The sequence below is a fragment of the Cellulomonas gilvus ATCC 13127 genome (assembly GCF_000218545.1).
Classification (GTDB): Bacteria; Actinomycetota; Actinomycetes; order Actinomycetales; family Cellulomonadaceae; genus Cellulomonas; species Cellulomonas gilvus.
In genome coordinates this window covers 765362-787651 of record NC_015671.1, presented here as the reverse complement: position 1 = coordinate 787651, position 22290 = coordinate 765362, and the positions used below count along the sequence as shown (strand labels likewise).

Annotated in this window: 19 protein-coding genes; 7 read left to right on the top strand and 12 right to left on the bottom strand. The window is 72.7% G+C overall.

The window, feature by feature from the left end; translation table 11 throughout:
* Positions 1 to 23: 23 nt before the first annotated feature.
* Positions 24 to 350: a ferredoxin gene (gene fdxA, locus CELGI_RS03640; RefSeq protein ID WP_013882759.1), complete on the bottom strand. Its 327-nt coding sequence runs from the start codon at positions 348 to 350 to the stop codon at positions 24 to 26.
* 83 nt (positions 351 to 433) lie between these two features.
* On the opposite strand from fdxA, the gene CELGI_RS03635 reads away from it, so the two are divergent.
* Positions 434 to 685: a putative acetyltransferase gene (locus tag CELGI_RS03635; protein ID WP_013882758.1), complete on the top strand. Its 252-nt coding sequence runs from the start codon at positions 434 to 436 to the stop codon at positions 683 to 685.
* A gap of 8 nt (positions 686 to 693) precedes the next feature.
* Here the strand turns inward: CELGI_RS03635 and CELGI_RS16275 are convergent, their stop codons facing one another.
* The 7 genes from CELGI_RS16275 to CELGI_RS03600 form a co-directional block, all read right to left on the bottom strand.
* A complete protein-coding gene (locus CELGI_RS16275; RefSeq protein ID WP_169315133.1) occupies positions 694 to 3645 on the bottom strand; it encodes a VanW family protein in 2952 nt (983 codons plus the stop codon).
* 333 nt (positions 3646 to 3978) lie between these two features.
* Entirely contained in the window at positions 3979 to 4467 is a 489-nt protein-coding gene (locus CELGI_RS03625) for a flavin reductase family protein (protein ID WP_013882756.1), read from the bottom strand.
* Positions 4464 to 4928 carry a DUF6113 family protein gene (locus tag CELGI_RS16270; protein ID WP_013882755.1) on the bottom strand — a complete coding sequence of 155 codons (465 nt, stop codon included), beginning with the start codon at positions 4926 to 4928 and terminating at the stop codon, positions 4464 to 4466. The genes CELGI_RS03625 and CELGI_RS16270 overlap by 4 nt, the downstream gene beginning before the upstream one ends.
* Positions 4929 to 4932: 4 nt before the next feature.
* Positions 4933 to 5850: a PIG-L family deacetylase gene (locus tag CELGI_RS03615; RefSeq protein ID WP_013882754.1), complete on the bottom strand. Its 918-nt coding sequence runs from the start codon at positions 5848 to 5850 to the stop codon at positions 4933 to 4935.
* Positions 5850 to 7784 carry a translational GTPase TypA gene (gene typA, locus CELGI_RS03610; protein ID WP_013882753.1) on the bottom strand — a complete coding sequence of 645 codons (1935 nt, stop codon included), beginning with the start codon at positions 7782 to 7784 and terminating at the stop codon, positions 5850 to 5852. Before typA ends, CELGI_RS03615 begins: the two co-directional genes overlap by 1 nt.
* A gap of 57 nt (positions 7785 to 7841) precedes the next feature.
* Complete coding sequence (locus CELGI_RS03605; protein ID WP_081465322.1) at positions 7842 to 9626, bottom strand: ABC transporter substrate-binding protein; 1785 nt, start codon at positions 9624 to 9626, stop codon at positions 7842 to 7844.
* Positions 9626 to 11416: an ABC transporter ATP-binding protein gene (locus CELGI_RS03600; protein WP_013882751.1), complete on the bottom strand. Its 1791-nt coding sequence runs from the start codon at positions 11414 to 11416 to the stop codon at positions 9626 to 9628. Before CELGI_RS03600 ends, CELGI_RS03605 begins: the two co-directional genes overlap by 1 nt.
* 32 nt (positions 11417 to 11448) lie before the next feature.
* Here CELGI_RS03600 and CELGI_RS03595 point away from each other — a divergent pair, with 32 nt between their 5' ends.
* Positions 11449 to 12066 carry a PH domain-containing protein gene (locus CELGI_RS03595; protein ID WP_013882750.1) on the top strand — a complete coding sequence of 206 codons (618 nt, stop codon included), beginning with the start codon at positions 11449 to 11451 and terminating at the stop codon, positions 12064 to 12066.
* Between the two features lie 5 nt (positions 12067 to 12071).
* Here the strand turns inward: CELGI_RS03595 and CELGI_RS03590 are convergent, their stop codons facing one another.
* The 3 genes from CELGI_RS03590 to CELGI_RS03580 all read right to left on the bottom strand — a co-directional run bounded on the left by CELGI_RS03590 (position 12072) and on the right by CELGI_RS03580 (position 16725).
* Positions 12072 to 13196 (bottom strand): ABC transporter permease, encoded by a 1125-nt coding sequence (locus tag CELGI_RS03590; RefSeq protein WP_013882749.1) that lies wholly within the window; start codon positions 13194 to 13196, stop codon positions 12072 to 12074.
* On the bottom strand, positions 13193 to 14737 hold the full coding sequence (locus CELGI_RS03585; protein ID WP_013882748.1) for an ABC transporter permease: 1545 nt from the start codon (positions 14735 to 14737) through the stop codon (positions 13193 to 13195). The genes CELGI_RS03590 and CELGI_RS03585 overlap by 4 nt, the downstream gene beginning before the upstream one ends.
* Positions 14738 to 14928: 191 nt before the next feature.
* Positions 14929 to 16725, bottom strand: a complete 1797-nt coding sequence (locus CELGI_RS03580) for an ABC transporter family substrate-binding protein (RefSeq protein ID WP_013882747.1) — start codon at positions 16723 to 16725, stop codon at positions 14929 to 14931.
* A 357-nt stretch (positions 16726 to 17082) separates the two neighbouring features.
* On the opposite strand from CELGI_RS03580, the gene CELGI_RS03575 reads away from it, so the two are divergent.
* From CELGI_RS03575 to CELGI_RS03565, 3 genes are all read left to right on the top strand, one after another.
* On the top strand, positions 17083 to 17574 hold the full coding sequence (locus CELGI_RS03575; RefSeq protein WP_013882746.1) for a nitroreductase/quinone reductase family protein: 492 nt from the start codon (positions 17083 to 17085) through the stop codon (positions 17572 to 17574).
* Positions 17575 to 17741: 167 nt separating this feature from the next.
* Positions 17742 to 20048 (top strand): exo-beta-d-1,3/1,6-glucosidase, encoded by a 2307-nt coding sequence (locus tag CELGI_RS03570; RefSeq protein ID WP_013882745.1) that lies wholly within the window; start codon positions 17742 to 17744, stop codon positions 20046 to 20048.
* Positions 20049 to 20176: 128 nt separating this feature from the next.
* Positions 20177 to 20530 carry a DUF4180 domain-containing protein gene (locus CELGI_RS03565; RefSeq protein WP_013882744.1) on the top strand — a complete coding sequence of 118 codons (354 nt, stop codon included), beginning with the start codon at positions 20177 to 20179 and terminating at the stop codon, positions 20528 to 20530.
* Between the two features lie 16 nt (positions 20531 to 20546).
* Here the strand turns inward: CELGI_RS03565 and CELGI_RS03560 are convergent, their stop codons facing one another.
* Positions 20547 to 21194 carry a 4a-hydroxytetrahydrobiopterin dehydratase gene (locus CELGI_RS03560; RefSeq protein WP_041574382.1) on the bottom strand — a complete coding sequence of 216 codons (648 nt, stop codon included), beginning with the start codon at positions 21192 to 21194 and terminating at the stop codon, positions 20547 to 20549.
* 131 nt (positions 21195 to 21325) lie between these two features.
* Here CELGI_RS03560 and CELGI_RS03555 point away from each other — a divergent pair, with 131 nt between their 5' ends.
* Positions 21326 to 21760 carry an iron chaperone gene (locus tag CELGI_RS03555; protein ID WP_013882742.1) on the top strand — a complete coding sequence of 145 codons (435 nt, stop codon included), beginning with the start codon at positions 21326 to 21328 and terminating at the stop codon, positions 21758 to 21760.
* Between the two features lie 134 nt (positions 21761 to 21894).
* Positions 21895 to 22257: a hypothetical protein gene (locus CELGI_RS03550; RefSeq protein WP_013882741.1), complete on the top strand. Its 363-nt coding sequence runs from the start codon at positions 21895 to 21897 to the stop codon at positions 22255 to 22257.
* Positions 22258 to 22290 lie beyond the last annotated feature (33 nt).

The window sequence follows — 22290 nt, the reverse complement described above, 5'->3', positions numbered from 1 at the left end:
GCGCTCGGCCCGGACGCCGCGTGTCACTCGCCGTGCACGCGGAGCGGCAGCGTCGCGATGATCGGGTGGTCCTTGTCGATCTGACCCATCTTCGCGGCGCCACCCGGCGAGCCGAGGTCGTCGAAGAACTCGACGTTCGCCTTGTAGTACTCGGTCCACTGCTCCGGGACGTCGTCCTCGTAGTAGATCGCCTCGACCGGGCACACCGGCTCGCACGCGCCGCAGTCCACGCACTCGTCGGGGTGGATGTACAGCGACCGCTTGCCCTCGTAGATGCAGTCCACGGGACATTCCTCGATGCACGCCTTGTCCTTGACGTCCACGCAGGGCTCGGCGATCACATAGGTCACGAGACGGTCCTCCACAGGCCGGGGGTCGTCCCTAGTATTCCGCACATGCGAACGCGTGCGACGCGCTGTCCACGGAGACGGGCGTGACCTCCCCCACGGCACCGGCCTGGCGGAGCATGCCGCCCGGCGAGCGCGTCGTCGTCCGCCGGCGCCTTCCCGACCCGGAACCGGGCGGCCCCCGGCTCACCGACGTGCTCGGTGTCGTGCTGCGCGTCGAGCCCGTCGACGTGGTGCTCGAGACGACGCGGGGTCATGTGCGGGTGCCCGGCGAGGACGTCGTGCTGTGGAAGGTCATCCCCCCGCGGTCGCCCGACCGCCGCCTGCACCGCCGCTGACGCGCGCGTCAGCCCTCGTCGGAGTCCTTCTCGTCGTCCGACGAGGGCGGCTCGCCGCACACGACGCGGTTCTGCGGCTTGTACCGCCACGACGTCGACGTGGTCTCCTCGACCTTGCCGTCGAGCGAGAGCTGACGCGTCACCGTGACCGAGAAGCCGGGGTTGCCCGCGGACTGCGGCGAGCACGTCGCGGAGTCCGAGTACACGGTCGACGGCATGACGACGCCCGAGCGACCGCTCGTCGACGTCTCCACCTCCCAGTACTCGGTGCCCCAGATGCGCACGTACGCGCGGCCGTCCTTGACCCACCCCTGCAGCAGCGCGCCGTACGGCGTCGTGTTCTTCCACTTCATGTCGATCACGCCCGTGAAGATGGTCGCCTCACGGCCCTCGGGGTAGCGCGAGAACCACTCCGAGTGGGGCGTGTGCTCGACGTCCTCCATACCTGCGAAGTACGCGGCGTTGAACGTCGTCGTCGAGACCTGCGACAGGCCGCCGCCCCACGCGTCGGAGTGCTCGCCGTTGACGATGGCACCCGCCTGGACGAACCCGTGCGCGGCGTCGATCGGCCCCAGCGCCTCCGTGAGCGAGAACGTCTCGCCGGGCCGCACCAGAACCCCGGTGATGTTCTCGAGCCCCTGCGCGATGTTGATCGTGCGCTGCGTCTCGCTCGTCAGCGGCGTGGAGAACTCCGAGACGATCTCCTTGACGCCCAGCTTCTCGAGCGCCTCGGTCGACTCCTCGGGGTCCGTCTGCGTGAGCTCGACCGTCGCCGTGCGGTCCTGCGCCGTGCTCGCGGTCGCAACCGCAGCCGCCAGACCCTCCGGGTCGACCGTCGTGCCGGGGACGCCGGGCACGACGACGGGCTTGCCACCCTTGAACTCGAACTGCGCGTCGGCCGCCTCGGTCAGCACGCCGTCGGGGAGCTGGTCGACGACCTCCTCGGCGAGCGCCTCGCCGTCCAGGACAAGCGAGAGGTCGCCGTCGACCGGCTGCATCGACGCCGCGGCCGCGACCGTCGCGGGCTGCAGCACCGCGAGCTTGCCCTCGACCTCGACCGACACCGGCGCCGAGACCAGGGGCTCCGCGACGTCCTGCAGCGCCGCGTCCGCCTCCGCCTGGGTGATCGTCGGTTCGACGACGGTCGTCGGCAGCTCGAGCGGCTGGGCCGCCTCGAGCCAGCCCGACGTGATGGCCTCCGCGGCCGCCGGGGCGTCCACCGCCCAGCCGTCCTCCGCGGGCGTGGCCTGCGCCGCGCCGTCCACGAACACCACAGCACCGTCGACCGGCGCCTGCGACAGCGACGTGCCGAGCGCCTCGATCGAGCGGTCGAGCGCCGCACGGTCGACCTGCGTCACGGGCTCGTGCGCGCCCAGGCCCACGACCTGGTGCCACAGCCGGGCCGGTTCTGCCAGGTCGACGCCCGTCAGGCCGTCGACGGTGGCCTCGGCGTCGAACGTCAGGCCGGCGTCCACCGGGTCGATCTGCGCCTGCACCTCACGCGCGACGACGTCCAGCGACGAGTCCGCCGACGGGGTCAGCTCGGACTCGAGCAGCGCGACCGCCTCGGCCCTGCCGAGACCGCCGATGTCGACACCCGCGACGGTCGTGCCACGCGGCACCCGGTCGCCCGTGGCGTAGCTCGCACCGACGTACGCACCGACGAGCAGGAGCGCGACGCCCGTGCCGATCAGCACGCGCCGCGGCCAGCGACGCGTGCGCCGCTCCTCCTCGAAGCCGTCGAACGGCGAGTCGCCTCGCGGGTTCTGCGGGACCGGGCCGCCCGAGACCTTGGCCGTGCCGGCCAGCGCGGGCGGCACGGGTGCCGCGGTCGACGAGGCCGCCCGGGGCGCCGGGCTCGCCGCGGCACCGGTCGTGCCCACGGGCTGGGAGGTCGACGGCGCGGTGGTCGGAGCGGCGGTCGGAGCACCGGCCGCCTCACCGCGTGCGGTGACCGCGCGCGCGCGTGCCGCGGCCGCCGGTGTCGGCGCCGCGTCGTCCGAGCGCGCCGCTCGCTCGTCGACGCCCGGGACGGGCGGGATGACGCGCGTCGTGTCGGCCGACGACGCGGGCTCCTCCGGGGTGACCGGGGGGATCACATGCGTCACGTCGGCGGACGGTGCGGGGTCCTGCGGGGCGACGGGCGGGATCACGCGCGTCGCGTCGTCCGCAGCCGGGCGCGCAGCCGCAGTCCCGAGCACCGACGTGCGCGTGGGGGCCGCGCCCGGCACCGGCGCAGCGGCCGGCTCGCGCGTCACGGTCCGCCCGGGCGCAACGGCCTGCTCGGGCGCAACGGCCTGCTCGGGCGCAACGGCCTGCTCGGGCGTGACGGGCTGATCGGGTGCGACGGACTGCTCGGGTGCGACGGGCTGCTCGGACTCGGGTCCGGCGGTGACGCCATGCGCGTCGGGCGTGACCGCGGTGACGCGCGGCGCGTCGGCCGGCTCCGCGTCGGCGGACGGGGACTCCGCCACGTCCTCGGCGCGCTCGGGATCCGCAGGGGCCTGATCGGCGGGCCGCTGCTCGGCAGGGGCCTGATCGGCGGGCCGCTGCTCGGCAGGGGCCTGAGCGGCGAGCTGCGGCTCGGCGACGACCGACTCGGCGGGCTCCGTCTCGACGGGCTCGGGCGTCGACGCCTCCGGCTCGACGGCCTCGGGCTGCACGGCCTCCGGCTCGACGGCCTCGGGCTGCGCCGCCTCCGGCTCGACGGCCTCGGGCTGCACGGCCTCCGGCTCGGCAGTCTCCGGCTCGGCAGTCTCCGGCTCGGCGGCCGCGCGCTCAGCGGGGTCGGGCTCGACGACCTCGGGAGAGGTGGGCGCCCCGTCGACGGGGCGCGCCGTGGCGTCGTCGGACGGAGTGATCTCGTCGGCCACGTGCTCGGCCACGGGCTCGGCGGCGTCGCTCTCGTCGGACGGCGGCGTCACCGGCGACGTGTCGATCTCGGCGGACGGTGGCGTCACCGGCGCGGCGTCGTGCACCGTGCCCGTGCCGCTCGTCGCGCCCCACACCGGCCAGACGACGGGCTCGTCGGCGGCAACGGGTGCCGGGGCCTCGGAGGACGGGGCTGATGCGGCACGGTCAGAACGGGATGAATCGGGTGCGGCGGGGGGCTCCTGCCCGGGGTCCGGTCGGCCGTCGGACTCGGTACGGTCGGTCATCGCATCCCCTGCTCGGTCTGGTACGCCCGGGCGATTCTACGTCGCCCGTCCGTGGGACCACCGCAGGTCCCGGCGCGGCGCAGGTCCACCGACGGTTCGTCGACGCCACCCTCACGGCATCGTCACGATCCCGGCTCAGCGCAGCGCGCGCAGCCGCCCGTCCAGGTGCACCAGCGAGCCCGGCTCGCCCGGAGCGCGCTCGGCCACGAGCACCTCCCCGACGACCACGTCGTGGTCACCCGCGGGGTGCAGCGCCTGCGTGCGGCACTCGAACCAGGCCGCGGCCCCGTCGACCCGCACGCCCGCGGCCACCGTCGCGGACCGGTGGGGCACGCGCGTGAGCTGGTCGACGGCCGGCCGCCCCGCCGAGGCGAGCCAGTCCGCGACGGAGGCCTGGTCCGCGGACAGCACGCTCACGGTCCAGGTCTCGGCCTCGTCGAGCGCGTCGCGCAGGCGCGCGTCACCGTGCACGCAGAACAGGAGCAGCGGCGGGTCCAGCGAGACCGACGTGAGCGAGCTGACGGTCATCGCCCAGGTGGTGCGGCGCCACGTCGTGGTCACCACCGCGACACCGCCCGCGAGCGCGGCGACCGCGCCGCGGTAGACGTCCGGCGTCGCGCTCACGGCCGAGCGGGCGTCGCGGGCTCGTCGCGAGCGGTGGGCTGCTCGGACCCACCGGTCCCGTCGGGCCGGGTGGGCACCCGGGGCGGCCGCGGCGTGGGGTCGAACCAGCGTCGGGGCACACCGGCGGCGACGATCAGCGCCACCATCGCGCCACCCAGCCAGGCGACGCCCAGCCACGCGTGGTCCACGTTCTCGCCGCCGGGCACCAGCACGTCACCTCCGGGTCCGGTCTGCGTCAGCACCATGAGCGCCAGGAAGACGCCGCCGGCGATGCCCACGTACCCCGGCCAGCCGGCCCACGCGCGGACCGTCACGGTGAACGCGAGCACCAGGCCGAGTGCGGCGAGCAGACCCCACGGCACGGTCGAGCGGTGGATCACGGTGCCGAGCACGCCGGCCACGATGCCGAGGACGAAGGAGACGAGGGCCCGCACGAACGACTGGGGCGTGAGCGGCTGCACGCGGTCAGGCTACCGGCGCGACCTGGGCGGGCCAGGCCACGGCCGTCAGGTCGCCGCCGGCCACGCGGTACTGCTCGACGGGCAGGAGCGGCTCGGCCAGGCCGAGGCTCAGCGCGTAGGCGCCGGCGAGGTCGGGCTCGTCGTCGAGCGCCGTGACGTGCTGGACCTGGGTCGCGTGCGCACGCAGCGCGGCGAGCACCGCGGTGCGCACGGGCCGCACGTCGACCTCGAGCGCGATCTGCTCGTCGTCGACGACGAGCGAGGCGAACGCGTCGTCGTCGGGCGAGTCCCCCGGTACCGCACCCGCGGCGACGAGGGTGCGCAGCGCACGGCGTGCGGCGGCGGCGCGCGCGCGGCCCTGCGCGGCCCACAGCACCACGGGGACGGTGTGCGGGGTGAGGGCGAGAGCGCGGTGCGTGACCTCGTGCGCGCGCACGTGGTCGGGATGGCCGTAGCCGCCCGCGGGCTCGTACGTCACCACGACGTCCGGGCGCCGGTCCGCGATCAGCGCCGCGAGCGGCGCGGCGAGCGCATCGAGGTCGTGCGTCGAGAACGCCGCGTGCGCGTCGGGGGCGGCGACCGCGCGTCGGCCCTCGTCGGCCCACACCATGCCCGAGTCCTCGAGCCGGCCGCCCCTCCAGCCGGGCAGCGCGTCGAGGAACGCGTGGTCGGCCACGCCCAGGGCCGCGAGCGCGGCCGCGAGCTCGGTCTCGCGGTGCGCCGCGAGACCGCGGGGGTCGCCCTGCAGGTGCGCCAGCGCATCGCCGATGACCTCGCCCCGCTCACCGCGGGTGGCCGTCACCACCGTCACGGGCCGTCCCGCGGCCGCGAACGCCGCGAGCAGCGCTCCGGTGGCGAGCGTCTCGTCGTCGGGGTGCGCGTGGACCGCGAGCAGCCCACCCGCCCCCGACGACGCGCGCATCAGGACTTCTTGTTGCGGGCCGTGATGCGTGCGCGCTCCGTCTGGTCCAGGACCACCTTGCGGATGCGCACGATCTCCGGCGTGACCTCGACGCACTCGTCCTCGCGCGCGAACTCAAGCGACTCCTCGAGCGTGAGCTTGCGCGGCGGGACCAGGTTCTCGAAGTTGTCAGCGGTCGACGACCGCATGTTGGTGAGCTTCTTCTCCTTGGTGATGTTCACGTCCATGTCGTCCTGGCGCGCGTTCTCACCCACGATCATGCCCTCGTAGACCTCCTGCGTCGGGTCGACGAAGAACGTCCCGCGCTCCTGGAGGTTGATCATCGCGAACGGCGTCACCACACCCGCGCGGTCGGCGACGAGCGAGCCGTTGAGGCGCGTCTCGATCGGGCCGGCCCACGGCTCGTAGCCCTCGGAGATCGAGGACGCGATGCCCGTGCCGCGCGTGTCCGTGAGGAACCGCGTGCGGAAGCCGATCAGGCCGCGCGCCGGGACGACGAACTCCATGCGGACCCAGCCGGTGCCGTGGTTCGACATGGTCTCCATGCGGCCCTTGCGCTGGGCCAGGAGCTGCGTGACGGCGCCGAGGTACTCCTCGGGCACGTCGATCGTCATGCGCTCCATGGGCTCGTGCACGTGGCCGTCGACCTTGCGCGTGACGACCTGCGGCTTGCCGACCGTCAGCTCGAAGCCCTCGCGGCGCATCTGCTCGACCAGGATCGCCAGGGCCAGCTCGCCACGACCCTGCACCTCCCACGCGTCGGGGCGGTCGGTGGGGACCACGCGCAGCGAGACGTTGCCGACGAGCTCCTTGTCGAGCCGGTCCTTGACCTGGCGGGCCGTGACCTTGTGGCCCTTGCCGCCCTTGCCCGCGAGCGGGCTGGTGTTGATGCCGATGGTCATCGAGATCGCGGGGTCGTCGACCGTGATGAGGGGCAGCGGGCGCGGGTCGTCCGGGTCGGTCAGCGTCTCGCCGATCGTGATGTCCTCGATGCCCGCGACCGCGACGATGTCGCCGGGGCCCGCCGAGTCGGTGGGCACGCGGTCGAGCGCCTTGGTCTCGAGCAGCTCGGTGATGCGGACGTTCTGCAGCGAGCCGTCCTGGCGTGCCCAGGCGACCGTCTGGCCCTTGCGCAGCGTGCCGTTGAACACGCGCAGCAGGGCGAGGCGGCCCAGGAACGGCGACGCGTCCAGGTTGGTCACGTGCGCCTGCAGCGGCGCGCCCTCCTCATAGGTGGGCGCCGGGATCTTCTCGAGGATCGTCTGGAACAACGGCTCGAGGTTCTCGCTGTCCGGCAGACCGCCGTCCGCGGGCTGCGTGAGCGACGCGCGGCCGGCCTTGGCCGACGCGTACACGACCGGGACGTCCAGGATCGCGTCGAGGTCCAGGTCCGGCACGTCCTCGTGCAGGTCCGAGGCCAGGCCCAGCAGCAGGTCGGTCGCCTCGTGGACGACCTCGTCGATGCGCGCGTCGGGGCGGTCCACCTTGTTCACGACCAGGATGACCGGCAGCTGCGCGACGAGCGCCTTGCGCAGCACGAACCGCGTCTGCGGCAGCGGACCCTCGGACGAGTCGACCAGCAGGACGACGCCGTCGACCATCGACAGGCCGCGCTCGACCTCGCCGCCGAAGTCCGCGTGACCCGGGGTGTCGATGACGTTGATGGTCACGCCCTCGGGGTGCCCCGCGGCCGCCGCGGCCGGACCGGAGTACCGGACCGCGGTGTTCTTCGCGAGGATCGTGATGCCCTTCTCGCGCTCGAGGTCGCCCGAGTCCATCGCACGCTCGTCGACGTGGTCGTGCGCGCCGAACGCACCGGACTGCCAGAGCATCGCGTCGACGAGGGTGGTCTTGCCGTGGTCGACGTGCGCGACGATCGCGACGTTGCGCAGGTCGGAACGGACTGCGCTGCCCGAGGTGGCGGACGAAGGCATACGGGGGCTCTTCTCGAGAAGGGGGTGGGGTCGCGCCGACGGCGGCGCCGATCGATCTTACCGGTCGGACGTCGTCGCCCACGACCACCAGTCGGTCACATCTGCCCGGGACAGCTGCAGCGGACCGACCCGGTCCACGTCCGGGCGGTCGGCCGCGGGCGTGCCCGGCACCGCGGTCAGGCACGGCGCCCGCACGAGCGGGAGGACCGCTCCGCCCTCGAGGAGGGTGCGCGCGACCTCGTCGTACGCCGCGTCGTCGGGCTCGGGATCCTCCGTGAGCGCGGTCAGCGCGTCGTCCGTCGCGTCCGACGACCAGCCGGTGGCGTTCGTCGCGCCGTCGCTTCCCCACAGCCCCGCGACCGAGGCCGCGGGCAGGTCGTCCTGCCCGTGCGTGACCAGGGCCACGTCCCACGCACCGGGGGCCGCGTCGGGGGCGGTCGGCACGACCTCGATGCCCGCCTGGGCGGCCGAGGCCACGACGAGATCCACCAGCCGGGCGCGCAGCGGGTCGGCTGTGTCGGCCGCCAGCCGGACCCGGACCGGCGTCGCGGTCTGTGCCCGCGTCAGGAGCGCGCGGGCGCGGGACACGTCCTGCGGAGGAACCCCCGCTGCGCCGGCGCCCTCACCCGCGGTCGGCAGCACGGTGTCGTCCGCGGAGGCCTGCGCCCACAGCGGCGCCATCACCTCTTGCACGATCTGCTCGCGCGGCACGGTGAGCCACAGCGCCTCGCGCACCTGCGCCGCACGGTCCGCGCCGCCGTCGTCGCCGGGTGCGAGCACCCCGCCGTGCCCCGTGTCCGCGACGAGCTGCCACGCCGCGTCCCCCGCGGCCACGTGCTCCGCACCCACCTCCGCGAACGCCTCCAGCACGTCGGGTGACGCGACGGGCGCCGCGACGTCGACCGTGCCGTCCGCGAGCCCGGCCACCTGGTCGAGCGGGTGCAGGTCGGACGCGACGACGAGCCTCTGGTAGCGCGCGGGCCGCGCGCCGCGGTACGCGGCGTTCCGGCGCAGCTCCACACGCTCGTCGGGCAGCACCGCGTTCACCACGTACGGTCCGGTGGTCACGGCGGACGCAGGGGCCCCGGCCAGCTCGTCGGCGTCGAACGCCGTGCGCCACGCGTGCGCGAGCCGGCTCAGCGCGCCCGCGTCGCGTGCGGCGATCGCCCGCGTCACCGCGTCCGCGGCGGTCGCACGGTCCGCGACCCCCAGCACGGACTCCCCCAGCACGTGCGCGGGGACGTTGACGTCCAGCGCAGCGAGCCAGTCCGCGACGGGATGCGCGTACGTGAGGGTGACACGGCCCTCGTCGTCCACCGTCGGCTGGTCGTGGACGTGGACCAGCGCGGGTGACGTCGCGGCGAACGCGACCCCGGCATCGAGCTCGGCGGCGTTGGTGATCTCGCCGTCCGCCCCCAGCCGCGGCTCGACGTCGTCGAGCGCACCCGAGCGTGCGGCCCACTCGAGCAGCAGGTCGTCGGCGGTCACCGGGACGCCGTCGGACCACCGCGCGTCGTCGCCGATCGTGTACCGCACGGTGAGCGGGTCCTCGTCGAGCAGCTCGACCGTGCCGAACGTCAGGTCCGGCACGGGCACGCCGCGCGCGTCGAGCGAGACGAACCCGTCCTGCACCAGCCCGCGCACCAGCGTGCTGCCCGGCGTGCGGCCGTCGGGCGTCGCGCCGTTGAGCGAGCCGAACGGCACCGACACCGCCACGACGACCTCGTCGGCGGGTGTGGGCCCGGGCTCGGGCGCGGCCGTGCACCCGGAGACGACGACGGCGGCCAGGAGCGCGACCACCGGTGCCCGCCGGGCACCGCGCGCTCCTCGCCGCCGCGTCATCAGCCTCGGTCGACCAGCAGCGCCCGCAGCTCGCGCCGCTCGCGCTGCTTCTCCGGGTTGGGCAGCGGGACCGCGGCGATCAGGCGCTGCGTGTACGGGTCCTGCGGGTTGCGCAGGATCGCGTCACGCGTGCCCTGCTCGACGATCCGCCCGCGCTGCATCACGACGATCCGGTCGGCCAGCAGGTCGACGACCGCGAGGTCGTGCGTGACGAACAGGCACGCGAACTGCAGGCGCGCCTGCAGCTCCTGGATCAGGTCGAGCACGTGCGCCTGGACGGACACGTCGAGCGCGGACGTCGGCTCGTCGGCCACCAGCAGCTCCGGCGAGAGCGCGAGCGCGCGCGCGATGCCGACGCGCTGCTTCTGACCGCCCGAGAGCTCGTGCGGGTAGCGGTTGCGGTACGCCTGCGGCAGCTCGACCTGGTCGAGCAGCTCCTCGATCCGCTTCTGCAGCGCCGCACCCTTGGCGATGCCCGCCAGCAGCATCGGCTCGCCGATGCTCTCCCCGATCGGCAGTCGGGGGTTGAGCGACGACGACGGGTCCTGGAACACCATGCCGACCCGGCGGCGCAGCTGCTTGAGCAGCTTGCGGTCCCGCTGCGTGACGTCCACGCCGCCGACGACGAGCCGGCCCTCGACCACGGGCAGCAGACCGACCGCGGCGCGGCCGATCGTCGTCTTGCCCGAGCCCGACTCGCCCACGAGTCCGACGACCTCGCCCGGCCGGACCACCAGGTCGGCGCCCTCGACCGCGCGGAACGCGGGCATGCGGCCCTGCTTCGGGTACTCGATGGCGACGCCCTCGAGCAGCAGGATCGGCTCGGCCGCCTCGTGCTCCTTGGCGCGCTCGGCACGGCGTGCGGCCTCGAGCGCCTCGGCGTTGGCCTTCTCACGGCGCGCGAGCTCGGCCGGGTCCACCTCGGTGATGACCGACTCGGCGTGAGCGGCGGCAGCGAGCGACGCCGTGAGGTCGATCTCGGCGCCGCCCAGGTGCGGCACGGCCGCGAGCAGCTCCTGCGTGTACGGGTGCTGCGGGTCCCCGAAGATCTGCTCCGCGGTGCCCGTCTCGACGATGAGCCCGCGCCGCATGACCGCGATGCGGTCCGCGAGGTCCGCCACCACGCCCATGTCGTGCGTGATGAGGATGACCGCCGAGTTCAGGTGGTCACGCAGGTTGCGCATGAGGTCGAGGATCTCGGCCTGCACCGTGACGTCGAGCGCGGTGGTCGGCTCGTCGGCGATCAGCAGCAGCGGGTCGAGCGCGAGCGACTGCGCGATCATCGCGCGCTGGCGCTGCCCGCCCGAGAGCTGGTGCGGGTAGGAGCGGAACGCCTTCTCCGGGTCCGGCAGCTCCACCATCTCGAGCAGCTGGATCGCACGCTCGCGCGCCTGCGTGGGCGACATCTCGCTGTGCAGACGCAGCGTCTCGATGATCTGGTTGCCGATCGTGTAGACCGGGTTCAGGGCCGTCATCGGCTCCTGGAAGATCATCGCGATGTCGTTGCCACGGATCTCCCGCATCTTCGAGCCGTGCAGCCCGCGCAGCTCGCGGCCCGCGAGCTTGATGCTCCCGCGGATGCGCGCGTTCTTGGGCAGCAGGTCGAGGATCGCCATCGAGCTGACGGACTTGCCCGAACCCGACTCTCCGACGATCGCGAGCACCTCACCGGCGGCGACCGTGTAGTTCAGGTCGATCGCGGCGGGCACCCACACGCGGTCGACGGCGAAGTCCACCGACAGGTCGGTGACCTCGAGGACCGGGGTGTTCTCGGGGACGGTCGGGGTCATGCGGAGGCTCCTGAGATCATGCGGGGGTGAGCATGGCGAGCGACGGCACGGTGTACCGCCCAACCAGCAGGTTCTTCACCACGGGAGGGACCTGGCTGTTCGCCGGCGGCTGGTGCGCCGCCGCGTGGGTCGATGCGGGCGTCGCCGGCGCCGTGAGCGCGCTGCCCGCGTGCGCGGGCCTCGCCTTCGGCGGCTGGCTCGCGTTCTGGTACCCGCGGGTCGAGGTCGACGACGAGGCGGTGAGGCTGGTGAACCCGCTGCGCACCGTCAGCGTGCCCTGGGCGGCACTCGCACACGTCTCCACCCAGTACGCGATGACGCTCGTCACGCCGCACGGCCAGTACCGCGCCTGGGCGGCACCCGGCCCGGGCGCCGGGCACGTGGCCCGCGTGTCGGTGTCCGACGTGCGCGCGGTGTCCGCCGGCTCGGCCGACGCGCGTGGCGCCGTCCCGATGGGCGACCTGCCGACCGCGCCGTCCGGCAGCGCCGCGCTCCTGGTCCGCCGCCGCTGGCAGCGGCTGGTCGAGGAGGGCCGCGTCGAGGCCGGTGTCGCCGACCGCACACCCGTGACCAACCGGTGGAACGTCCCGGCGATCGCGGTGCTCGCGGTCGCCGCGATCACCACGCTGATCGTGGCGCTCGTCGGCTGACGACGTCACCGACGACCGTCCACGTCGTCGTTGCCCTCGCCGGCGTCCTTCGGGTCGTCGAGCGGCTCGACGACCCCGCCGCTCACGGCCGGGGAGACGGCACCGGTGGCCGGGACGCGCGCGTCCACGGACTGCCGGAGCTCGGCCGACGCGGGCGACTCCTTGACGCGACGCAGCACGATCTTCTTCTGACGGGGGTCGAACGCGTCGCGCAGACCGTCGCCGATGAAGTTGATGGTGAGGCAGATGACCACGATGAACAGGCCGGGCCACCAGAACAGCCACGGACGCGTCGAGAACGCGGCCTGGTTGTCGCTGATGAGCTTGCCGAGCGACGTGTCCGGGTTCTGCACTCCGAGTCCCACGTAGCTAAGAGCCGTCTCGGTGAGGATCGCCGCGGACATCAGCAGCGTGGTGTTGACCGTGATGACGCCGACCGCGTTCGGCAGGATGTGCCGGAAGATGATGCGGCTGTTCGACGCACCGGCCAGACGAGCCGCGTCGACGAACTCGCGCTCACGCAGCGTCAGGAAGTCACCGCGCACCAGGCGCGCCATGCCGGTCCAGGACACCAGCCCCAGGAACACGGCCAGCAGCACGACGCTCGAGGCGGACCGGGCGACCACGGACGCCGCGATCAGCGCCGGGATGATGATGATCATGTCGGTGAACCGCATGAGCACGGCCTCGACCTTGCCGCGGAAGAACCCCGACGTCGCGCCGATCAGGACGCCCACCAGCGCGGCGAGCGAACCCACGAGCAGCATGATGAACAGCGAGATCTGCGCGCCGCGCATGGTCATCGCGAACATGTCGCGGCCCACGCGGTCCTGCCCGAACGGGTGCTCCCCCAACGAGAACGGCCACAGCTGCAGCGTGGGCCGGCCGCCGTCCATCAGGGTGGGCGTCTGCGTGTAGCTGTACTTCCACCAGCCCGGGATCGGCCCGAGGCCGATCGCGGAGATCGACAGGACGACGACCAGGGCGAGCACCACGATGCTGATGACCGCCGCGCGGTGGCCGAAGAACCGGCGCCGCACGATCTGGCCCTGGCTCAGGCCCTTGACCTGCTCGGGCGCTTCCGGGGTTCCGCCGGGCACGCCGGCGGTGTTCTCGAGCAGCGTCGTCATGCCTTCACCCTCACTCGGGGGTCGAGCGCCGAGTACGTGAGGTCGGCGAGCAGGTTGAACACCACGGCGGTGATGGCGGTGACCAGGAAGACACCCATGACGGGGTTCGGGTCGATGCCGCGCACGCCGTTGAGGAACAGCACGCCCATGCCCTTGAACGAGAACACGGACTCGGTGATGACGGCACCACCGATCAGCGCGCCGATGTCGATCGCGACGATCGTGGCGAGCGGGATGAGCGCGTTGCGGAACGCGTGCCGCGTGACGACCACACGCTCCGAGAGGCCCTTGGCCCGCGCGGTGCGCACGTAGTCCTGACCCATGACCTCGAGCATCGAGGCGCGCGAGTAGCGCGTGTACGACGCGAGGGAGATGAGGATCAGGGCCACCGTGGGCAGGATCAGGTGCGTGTACTTGTCGATCCCGGTGAGCCAGAAGTCGCCGTTGAGGTTGGGCGTCTCGGCGCCGATCGTGGCGATCGGCCGGCCGCGGACCTTCGAGTTGGTGGTGTACTCCGCCCAGTGCTGCATGAACTGGTCCAGCAGCACCAGGGCGCCCATGCCGAACGACGTGAGCATCGCGGCCTTGCGCGACTGCCCGCGGTCGTACCCGCCGAACGCGTGACCGATGCCCCATGCGGCGCCGAGCGAGAGCACCAGGAGACCGAGGATCAGCCACAGGCTCGCGTTCGACTCGAAGATCGGCTGCAGCACGAAGTACGCGACGACGCCCAGGCCGACCGTGGTCAGCGACGCGTACAGCGCCTTGCGGTTGCGCAGCCCGGCGAACAGCGTCGTCGCGCCGAAGGCGATGGCGACACCGGTGAGGCCGATGACCACGACACCCAGCGACGGGTCGCTGAACCACCGCGTCACCGACAGGAAGTACATGACCGCGAACGTCGCGGCGAAGGCCGCGGCGAACGTGATGAGGCGGCGCCGCCACGACCCCGCGAGCAGCACGGTCCACAGCAGTGCGGCGATCAACGAGACCACGACGATCGTGGTGGTCGCGATGAACGGATCACGCAGGAAGTCGTTGAACCCGATCGCGCCGAACTCCTTGAGGAGCACCGCGACCCAGAACACCGGCAGCGAGAAGAAGAGGAAGGACACGAACGTCACGCCGTAGTCGAGCGTCGAGTACTGCCGCAGGGCGGTGACGATGCCGATCGAGATGCCGAGCACGATCGCCAGCACCGCAGCCGTGGTCACGAGCTGGAGCGTGGTGGGGATCGCCTGGCTGAGCGCCGCGGTGACGGGCTGGTTCTGCAGCGTGACGCCGAGGTCGCACTCGCCCGCGAACGGCACCAGGCACTTGGCGGCGCCACCGAGCCACAGGAAGTAGCGCAGCGCCGGGGGCACGTTGAGATTGAGCATCTCCGTGCGCGCCTGGAGCTGAGCCTCCTTGCTCGGCGAGTTCGTGGACCGGATCTCGGCCAGCGGGTCGCCGCTGTACGCGACGAGCATGTAGACGATGAACGACGCGCCCAGAAGGATCATGAGCGACGCCAGGACTCGTCGTGTGATGTAGGTGAGCATGGGTTCTCGCTGTGAGGACGGGCGACAACAGGCGGCGGCCCGTCGACGGTTCGGTCATAGTACGGCAGGCCTCGATGCTGGTCGTGGGCCTGCCGGACCTGACGGTGCCGGGCCCCCGCGAGCGGGGACCCGGCACCGTCATGTTCCGTCTCAGCCGCTCACGCGGCTACGGAAGGGGTGACGTCCGCGGCTCAGGCCGCGTCGTCGACCGTCCACTCCCACACGTTCCACCAGACACCGTTCTGGTTGGGGTTGTAGGTGTCGATGCCCTGGACGCGGTCCGCGACACCCTCCACGCCGACGCTCTGGAAGAACGGCAGCGTCGTGTAGGTCTTGCCGAGCAGCTCCTCGATCTGGACCTGCAGGGCGACCTGCTCGGCCGGGTCGATCGTCGAGATCAGCTGGTCCATGAGCTCGTCGGCCTCGGGGCTCGACACGCCGTTGAAGTTCGACGCCTGCTGCGTGCCGTAGATCTGCGGGACGCCGGAGACGCCGACACCCGAGTTGATCCAGCCGAAGATCGAGGCGTCGTACGAGCCGTCACCCAGGCGCGAGCCCCACTCGGGGTCGCCCTCGTCGACGATCGTGAAGCCGGCCTGCTTGGCGGACTCGGCGATCAGCGTGAACGCGTCGACGCGGTTCGGGTTGTTGCTGTTGTAGAGGATGCGGACCTCGGGCTTGGCGCCCGCGAGCAGCTCCTTGGCGCCCTCGATGTCGGGCTCGGTGAACTGCGCGACGCCGTTGGTCTTGATGGTGTCGGCGTAGCCGTCCTGCGCCGGGACGAACAGGAAGGAGTCCAGCACCGTGGCGTCGGGCTGCAGCGGCGTGATGATCGCGTCGAGGATCGCCTGGCGCGGGATCGTCTTGAGGAAGGCCTCGCGCACCTTGGCGTCCTTGAAGACACCCGTGCTGTTCAGGTCGATGTGGTCGAACGCGAGCTGCAGACCCTGGTGGATCTGGATGCCGTCGACGGCCTCGAGCGCGGCGAGCGTGTCCGCGTTGGCCTGCGGCGAGACGATGTCGACCTCACCGTTCTTGAGTGCCGAGATCGCCGCGGACGGGTCCGCGATGGTGCGGATGGTGATCTGGTCCAGCTTGGGCGTCAGGTCGCCGTCGTAGGTCTCGTTCGGGACCAGCGTGACCGACTGGCCCTCGGCGACGTCGGAGACGATGTACGGGCCGGACGAGAGGTACAGGCCCGGGTCGCTCGGGAGCGTCTTGGAGTCGAAGCCCGTGTTGTAGAAGTCGGCAGCGGCCTTGAGCTCCGCGTTCGTCTCCTTCGGCTTCTCGCTGTCGCCGCGCTCGACGGACTTGAAGACCTCGAGCAGGGCGGCACCGTCGGCCAGACCGGCACCCTTGGCCACGACGTGCGCCGGCCGGTCGAGGTCGAAGGCGACCTCCCAGTCGGAGAACGGCTTGGAGTAGGTCAGCGTGATGCTGCGGCCGTCCTCGCCGATCTCCGGGAAGTCCGTCAGGCCGAGGCCCAGCGTCGAACCGGCGTACGAGAAGTAGCTCGTGCCCTCGGTGATCTCGCCCGCGTCGTCGTAGACGGCGTCGTCGTAGTAGCCCGAGAAGACGGCCCAGGCCAGGACCAGGTCGTCGGCGTCGATCGGCTCGCCGTCCGACCACTTCTTGCCCTCGTTGACCGTGTACTTGACGGTCAACGGGTCGTCGCTCAGCTTCTCGATCGTGCCGAACGACTCGTCGCGCTGAACCTTCAGCTGGTCGTCGATGTAGTAGAAGTGCGAGTTCGTGACGAGGGCGACCTTGGAGTTGATGTCCGTGTTGCCGTTGGCCGTCGACGAGTTGAACGAGAAGAACTCGTTCGTCTCGGAGACCGTCACGGAGCCACCGGTCGTCGCCTCGCCGGTCGAGCTCGCGGACGGCTCGGACGTGGACGGGTCGGACGGGTCGTTGGAGCACGCTCCGAGCACCAGGGCACCCGCGGCAACGACCGCGATGCCGGCGCTGATTCGCCTGATCTTCAAGGTTCCTCCTGTGAAGGTGGCGGGCGCCCGTCGTGGTCGGTGCGCGCACGCACCGACCGGCAGCGGCCCACCGGGGTTTGGATGAACGTTAGTCACGCCTCAAGGGGCCGTCGGCGCCCCCGGAGCCGCAACGGGTGATCGTTACGTGATTGATACTGACCGGTACCTTCCACATAGTGAGACGGGGCCGCCGGTTCCGGGCGGTTTCTCCTGCTCTCCGCGTCGTCGGACGCTCGTCCGGCTGTCAAATCCGCACAGCACGCCGAGCCGCCGTGTTATACGCCGGAAACATGATCGATACATGAAAGTTCCACGCCGCCGGGCCACAGCGGCGCCGCGGGGCCCCGCACCGGCACAATGACCGGCGTGCACCTCACCGACGTGGCCCGGCGGCTCGGGCGGACCCGGTGGTTCGCCCGCGTGGGCCGTGCCACCTCGCGGCTGGACCGGCGCCTCCAGCGGGCGACCGACGGTCGCTGGACCGTGCTCGGCCGCCCTCGCCTCCCGCAGCTGGTGCTGACCACCACGGGGCGCCGCAGCGGCGAGCCGCGCGAGGCGGTGCTGCTGCAGGTGCCGGCCGGGGAGGGCTGGGCGGTGCTGGGCTCGAACTGGGGCCAGGCGCACCACCCGGCCTGGGCGCTCAACCTGCTGGCAGACCCGCGCGCGCAGGTCACGGTCGCGGGACGGACCACGGCCGTGCGCGCCCGCCAGGCGTCCGAGGTCGAGGCTGCGCGCCTGGTCGCGCAGTTCCGCGACGTGTGGCCGGGGTACGAGGCGTACGCCGCGCGCGCGGGACGCCCGCTGCTGCTGTTCGTGCTCGAGCCCGAGCTCGGGTCCGCCGCCTCCTGAGCCGAAACTTACCGGCTGGTAAGCATTGTCCTGCTAGGCTCGCGCATCGGATCGGGTCCGCTCACGCATCGCTCCGGAACCGGTTCCGGAAGCGCGCGGACGACCGTGACGCACGACCCTCCGCCCACCTGCCCGTACCGCCACCGTCGTCGTGAAAGGGAACACCCGTGACCACCGAGAACCCCACCGAGACGCTGCCGTACCTCGACGCCTCCCGGCCGGTGCCCGAGCGGGTCGCGGACCTCGTCGCCCGCATGACGACGGCGGAGAAGGTCGGCCAGATGCTGCAGCTCGAGGCACGCGACGACGCGCGCCACCTCATCGAGGACATGCACGTCGGCTCGGTGCTGCACACGTCGCCCGCGGCCGTGGTCCAGGCGCACGAGACCACGGCGCAGACGCGCCTGCGGATCCCGCTCCTGATCGCCGAGGACTGCATCCACGGCCACTCGTTCTGGGAGGGCGCGACGATCTTCCCCACGCAGCTCGGGATGGCCGCGTCGTGGGACCCCGCGCTGGTCGAGCGCGCCGCGCGCGTCACGGCCGTCGAGGTCGCCGCGACCGGCATCCACTGGACGTTCTCCCCCGTGCTCTGCATCGCGCGTGACCTGCGGTGGGGCCGGGTCTCGGAGACGTTCGGCGAGGACCCGTTCCTGATCGGCGAGCTCGCGTCGGCCATGGTCCGCGGCTACCAGGGCGACGGTCTGACGGACCCGACCGCGATCCTCGCGACCGCCAAGCACTTCGCGGGCTACTCCGAGACGCAGGGAGGGCGCGACGCGACGGAGGCCGACATCTCCCGCCGCAAGCTGCGCGCGTGGTTCCTCCCGCCGTTCGAGCGCGTGGCGCGCGAGGGCTGCGCGACGTTCATGCTGGGCTACCAGTCGATGGACGGCACCCCCATCACCATCAACGACTGGCTGCTGAGCGACGTGCTGCGCGGAGAGTGGGGCTACACGGGCACGCTCGTCACCGACTGGGACAACGTGGGCCGCATGGTCTGGGAGCAGCACGTCCAGCCGGACCACGCGCACGCGGCCGCGGCAGCCGTCCGGGCCGGCAACGACGTGGTGATGACCACGCCGCAGTTCTTCGAGGGCGCGCAGCAGGCGATCGCGCAGGGGCTGCTGGACGAGTCGGCGATCGACGCGGCCGTCTCCCGGATCCTCACGCTCAAGTTCGAGCTCGGGCTGTTCGAGGACCCGCGCCGCCCCGACCCGGCGCGCATCGCGGAGGTCGTCTCCAGCCCCGCGCACGTCGCCGCGAACCTCGAGCTGACCCGCCGGTCCGTCGTCCTGCTGCGCAACGACGGCGTGCTCCCCCTGGGCGGCGGCTGCACCCCCGGTCCCGACGAGCGTGCGGTCGCGCCCGACGACGCCACCACGCGCCGCATCCTCGTCGTCGGCCCCAACGCCGACGACACCGACGCGCAGCTGGGCGACTGGGCGGGCCGCTCCGGGCAGGCCGGCTGGCTGCCCGACGGCCACCCGCGCCACCTCATCGAGACCGTCCTCGACGGCCTGCGCGACCGCTCCCCCGCGGGGTGGCAGGTCACGCACGCACGCGGTGCCGACATCCTCGAGCTCGCGCCCGACCCCGAGGGCGAGTTCTTCCCCGACGGCCAGCCGCGTCCCCAGGTCGTCGTCCCGTGCGCGCCCGACGAGACGCTGATCGCCGAGGCCGTCGCCGCGGCCCGCGACGCGGACTACGTGGTCGCCGTGGTGGGTGACCGCATCGAGCTCGTGGGCGAGGGGCGCTCGACGGCCACGCTCGAGCTCATCGGCGGTCAGGTCGCGCTGCTCGACGCGCTCGCCGCGACCGGCACTCCGCTCGTCGTCGTCGTCGTCGCGTCCAAGCCGCTGGTGCTGCCCGACTCCGCGCTGGACGCAGCAGCGATCGTCTGGGCGGCGAACCCCGGCATGCGGGGCGGGCAGGCGATCGCCGAGATCCTGCTCGGCCTCGTCGAGCCGTCGGGACGCCTGCCGATCTCGTTCGCACGGCACGTCGGCCAGCAGCCCACGTTCTACAACCAGCTGCGGGGTCAGCACGGCACGCGTTACGCCGACCTCACGCAGCGGCCCGCGTTCGCGTTCGGCGAGGGGCTGTCCTACACCACCGTGGAGTACACCGACCTCGAGGTGCTGACCCCGCGGGTGAGCGCGGACGGCTCCGTCGCGGCACGCGTGACGCTGCACAACACCGGCACGCGCCCCGCGCTCGAGACCGTCCAGGTCTACGTCTCCGACCAGGTGACCAGCACCATGTGGGCGGACACCGAGCTCAAGGCCTACCGCCAGGTCGAGCTCGCACCCGGGGAGCGCGTCGTCGTGGACCTCACGGTCGCCGCGGCGGACTGCTCGATCGTCGACGCCGACGCGCGCCGCGTGGTCGAGCCCGGCGACTTCGAGCTGCGCGTCGGGCCCTCGTCGGTGCGCGAGCGCCAGCTGACCGGCACGTTCACGATCACCGGCTGACCGGCCGCCCCGTCACCGTGCCCGCCGCTCGCGCGGGCGGGCGCGGTGATCGAATCGTTGGACGTCCGTGACGTTCCCGCCGCCCGGAACCGGTACCTTCCCGCCGCGGGCGGGCTACGGTGAGCCGCATGCGCGTGGAGGTCATGGGTGATCAGCGGGTCCTCGTCCTCGCCCCCGACGGGGCACCCGTCGGTGCCGGGAACGCCACCGACCTCATCGGCGAGGCATGGGGGCACGACGTGACTGTCGTCGCGATCCCCGCGCAGCGCCTCGACCCCGAGTTCTTCCGGCTGTCCAGCGGCGTCGCCGGCGAGCTCGCCCAGAAGCTCGTCAACTACCACCTGCAGCTCGCCGTGGTCGGTGACGTCAGCGCGCACGTGGCGGGCTCCGACGCGCTGGACGCCTACGTGCGCGAGTCCAACCGCGGGCGGCACGTGTGGTTCGTGGCCGACGACGCCGAGCTCGCCGCGCGCCTCGGCTGACACACGTCCCGGCCCGTCAGCCGCGGTCCTGCCACGTGCACAGGCACACCCGGTTGCCCTCCGGGTCCGCCAGCACCCAGAACCGCGGCGCCGCGTCGTCGTCGACCACCTGCCCGCCCGCCGCGAGCGCCGCGTCGATCCGCGGCTGGACCTGCTCCGGGTCCAGCCACACGTCGAGGTGCCACCGCTGCCGCGGCTCGGCGTCCCCCGACTCCTGGAACCACACCGGGGGCAGCGCGCCCGCCGGGTCCCGCACCTCGTCGTCGAAGCCCGGACGGTCCTCGTAGGCCAGCACCGCGCGCCAGAACGGCGCCACCTCGGTGCGGTCCGGGGTGTCCAGCGCGATGTCCAGCCGGGTCACCTCGGTTCCGTGCAGCGTGTGCCCGCCCTGCGCGGCAAGCTCGCCGATCCGCCGCGCCAGGTCCACGTCCCGCTGCGTGACGCCCCCCGCGTCGTGGCTGACGACCGTGACGTCCACGTGCCCGTACCGCAGGTCCACGTCGGGGTGGTGGTCGCGCTGCTCGGCCTCCGCGCCGATCTGCACGACGAGCGCCAGGCCCGCCGCGAAGTCCCCCGTCCGGACCCGCGTGTGCAGGCACCCGCCCAGGTTGACCCACCCCACCAGACCGGCATCCGCGATCTGCTGCCCCGTCAGTGTCGCCATGGCGCCCATCGTCGCGGCACCCACCGACACCCGCACCCCGGCGCGGGCCACGACCGGTCAGGATCCGAGAAGCAGCGCCGCCGCACCGCTCCCTAGCCTGGGCTGACCATCACCGAGGGAGAGGCAGCACCGTGGCGACGAGCAGGCAGGACGAGGGTTTCACCACCGAGGAGCGCGCCGCGATGAAGGATCGCGCCCGGGAGGTGCGCAAGGCCCGCAGCCGCACCGCGGCCACCGACCCGCTCGCGGACCTCCTGGCCAAGATCGCCGAGCTGCCCGACGAGGACCGCGCGCTGGCCGAGGCCATCCACGCGATCGTGACCGAGCGCGCCCCGGGACTGACCCCCAAGACCTGGTACGGCATGCCCGCCTACGCGCGTGACGGGAAGGTGGTCGTGTTCTTCCAGCCCGCGAGCAAGTTCAAGGCCCGCTACGCCACGCTCGGCTTCAACGACACCGCCGCGCTCGACGACGGCGCCATGTGGCCCACCGCGTTCGCGCTGACCACCATCGGTGACGACGAGACCCGCCGCATCACCGACCTCATCACCCGCGCCGCCGGCTGACGGGGAGCGACGACCCGCCCCCACCGCTGTCTGGTGGTCGGGGCACGCGTCGGGCCACACGTCCGGGTCCCGGGCGACCACGCCCGGACGTCGCCCCCTCGCCCGCGGCCCACGCGCGGCGTAGCCGTCCCCTCATGGCCACCGACGACCCGATCGCGTCCAACCCCGAGTACGACCGGGTGCTGTGGGAGAACGAGTTCGTCCGCGTCCTGGAGTACACCGATTCCCCCGGGGTGCAGACCGTCGCCCACGAGCACCCGAACAGCGTGATGATCACGCTGTCAGCGTTCGACCGACGGCTGTCCTCCGGCGAACGCACCCGCGACGTCTCGCTTCCCGCAGGGCAGGCGGTGTGGTTGCCCGCGCAGCGCCATTCGGGTCACAACACCGGCACGACCCCCACCCACGCGATCTTCGTCGAGCTGAAGGGTGACGCGGCGGGCACGCCCTCGCAGGCCATCGTGGGACCCGGCCCGCTCGCGGACGAGGACAGCTAGGCGCGCAGGTCGCGGCCCGTCGCTGCGACACTG